This window comes from Rhodosalinus sediminis, assembly GCF_003385555.1.
GTDB lineage: Bacteria > Pseudomonadota > Alphaproteobacteria > Rhodobacterales > Rhodobacteraceae > Rhodosalinus > Rhodosalinus sediminis.
In genome coordinates, this window is record NZ_QOHR01000065.1 from 1 (window position 1) to 2,227 (window position 2,227).

The window sequence follows — 2,227 nt, forward strand, 5'->3', positions numbered from 1 at the left end:
CGATGAGCGAGGCGATGCGTGCCCATGGCGAGCCATGTCGCGCCACGGGGTCGAACGAAAATGGCGAGCGCGCCGTCGTCGCAGCCTGCGAAGAGCGCGGTCCGGCGAGGGTCCATGTGATCGTCCGGTATGGGACAGGTAGGAAACGACCTCCGCTACACGATTAGCGGTTGCTTTATGACCTTCCCCTTCCCCGAGGGGCTGACCCCGGACATCCCCGCCGCCGGCTACGCTGCCGACCCGTGCGCGCAAGCCATCGCGGACGCCGCCGCCGAATTGAACCGCCTGCGCGAGAGCTGGCTCAACCCGCCCGACCTCGTGGACCGCGTGCCGGAAGTGGTCGCTGGCTACCCCGACCGCCTGATCCCGAAGACCGAGGACGCCGCCGAGGAACTCAAGAAGCGCATCCTCGCCAACCTCTACAACACGCGCCCGGCATGGCTCGCCAATGCCCATGCCGCGCTCGACGAGGCCGTGGCCGACGCCTACGGCTGGGGCGACGGTTGGCGCGCGGGAACGCTCGATGACGACGAGATCCTCGCGCGTCTCTTCCACATCAATCAGCAGCGCAGCGCCAAAACCTGACGCACGGAGCAGAACCAACCGCAAGAGCGCGCCGAGACGGGCCCGAGACGCCGGTCAGCAGGCCGCCGAGGGTGGACATTTGGGTGGATAGCGACGCCGCGATGAGCCTAAAATCACACAAACCCGGGTGTTTGCGCGAGAGTGGTGGTGCCGAGGGGCGGATTCGAACCGCCGACACCGCGATTTTCAGTCGCGTGCTCTACCAACTGAGCTACCTCGGCCCGCTGCGCGATCGTAGACGAGGCTCCCGGGGGTGTCAACGCGGTTCTGCCATCTGCCGCCGGCGCCGCGGCGCTCAGGCCAAGCCGGGACCGGTCGCCGCGAAGAGGCGCACGACCGTCCGGCGGACGCCGTCGGCCGGCTCGCCCGCGGGGTCACGTTCGTCGCGAAGGGGCCGGCGAGACACAAAGGCCGGGAGTTCTCGCGCGCGTTGCGCTGATCGATGATAACGGTGATTGAACGATCCATGTACAACTCCCGCTCCGCGTGTCCCAGTCTGATCGGCGCACCCGCGACGCAGCAGATGACATGTCAACTGGGCGTATCGATGGCGCCTTCCGCGTCGACGCCGTGGACATGGCAAACGGGCTTGCCAGGATCGATACCGAAGGGCGTAGGCTATTTCATATGAGCCGACTCGAACGTGGCTTTGACAGCACCCCTATATCGCACATTGCGATGCCGGGAACGGGGGACGATCCACTTCATCAGTGGCGGTGCGATGCCTCGCCTTCAATCGTTAGATCGCAGACATCCATCTCCGCGTCGCCGTACTCGGCCGCTACCCCGCGCTCGGCATACCTTTCACCGAGCCTGTGGAACAGGTCCATCTGGGGGAGAGGAAAGTCCGGGCTTCATCCTCTTTGCGCAAAAAGGTCGTCCGGTGGAGCCCCGGTTATCCGGATCCTCGCGTGATCCCGGGGCGACCGCACGGGGCGTACCGCTTCGGGATCAGACCCCGCCCTGCTTGAGCGCCTTGATCACGGCTTCGGTCCGGTTGCGCACGCCCATCTTGATGCAGATCGCGCGCACGTCCATTTTCACGGTCGTTTCCTCGATCTCGAGCGCCGCGCCGATTTCCTTGTTCTGGAGCCCTTCGCAGAGCGCGGCGAGCACGCGCGCCTCCCGCGGTTTCAGGCCGAAGGCGCTCTCGCCCTCGAGGGGCTTGTTGAGGATCGTCTGATCTACCGCTTCGGCATCGCCGATCTTCGGACAGAGGCGGTGTGACGAGGGCACGTCGACCGGGTATGCCGGCGATTTCGGGAGATCTGCCTGCCCGAAGAGCCGAGATTGGCGTCCGAGGGCAGACTCCGCCTCATGCCAGCAGCCTCCGTCGGACGAGGAACAGGTTGCCAAGTGCGAACAGCGTGAAGAGTTGTGCCCGGTTCTTTGCGAGGCCGCGGTATCGGGTCTTGAGATATCCGAACTGGCACTTGAGCACCCTGAACGGGTGTTCGACGCGCGCCCGCACCTTGGCGATGATCCGGTTGATGTCTTCGTCCAAGGGATGCAGCGCGCCGTCCTTCGGCGCCTTGCGCATGACGCCCCAGACCTTGCCGGGGCCTGAGAACGCGGCCTCCCGTGCTGCGCTGACATAGCCCTTGTCCGCCCAGACCGACGTCTCCGCGCCGTGCAGGAGCTC

4 protein-coding genes and 1 tRNA gene are annotated in these 2,227 nt (G+C 65.8%); 1 reads left to right on the forward strand and 4 read right to left on the reverse strand.

Annotation, left to right across the window (positions count from 1 at the left end; genetic code table 11):
- Positions 1-177: 177 nt before the first annotated feature.
- Positions 178-585 (forward strand): hypothetical protein, encoded by a 408-nt coding sequence (locus DRV84_RS15050; protein WP_205026752.1) that lies wholly within the window; start codon positions 178-180, stop codon positions 583-585.
- Between the two features lie 145 nt (positions 586-730).
- Here the strand turns inward: DRV84_RS15050 and DRV84_RS15055 are convergent.
- From DRV84_RS15055 to DRV84_RS16085, 4 genes are all read right to left on the reverse strand, one after another.
- A tRNA-Phe gene (locus DRV84_RS15055) sits at positions 731-806 on the reverse strand.
- 486 nt (positions 807-1,292) lie between these two features.
- The gene (locus tag DRV84_RS16185) at positions 1,293-1,415 is read right to left on the reverse strand and encodes a hypothetical protein (RefSeq protein WP_275668770.1); all 123 of its coding nucleotides are present in this window, start codon (positions 1,413-1,415) and stop codon (positions 1,293-1,295) included.
- Positions 1,416-1,536: 121 nt separating this feature from the next.
- On the reverse strand, positions 1,537-1,821 hold the full coding sequence (locus DRV84_RS15705) for a LuxR C-terminal-related transcriptional regulator (protein WP_158547831.1): 285 nt from the start codon (positions 1,819-1,821) through the stop codon (positions 1,537-1,539).
- 79 nt (positions 1,822-1,900) lie between these two features.
- Positions 1,901-2,227, reverse strand: a 327-nt coding sequence (locus tag DRV84_RS16085) for a transposase (protein ID WP_158547832.1), incomplete at its 5' end; no start/stop codon positions are given.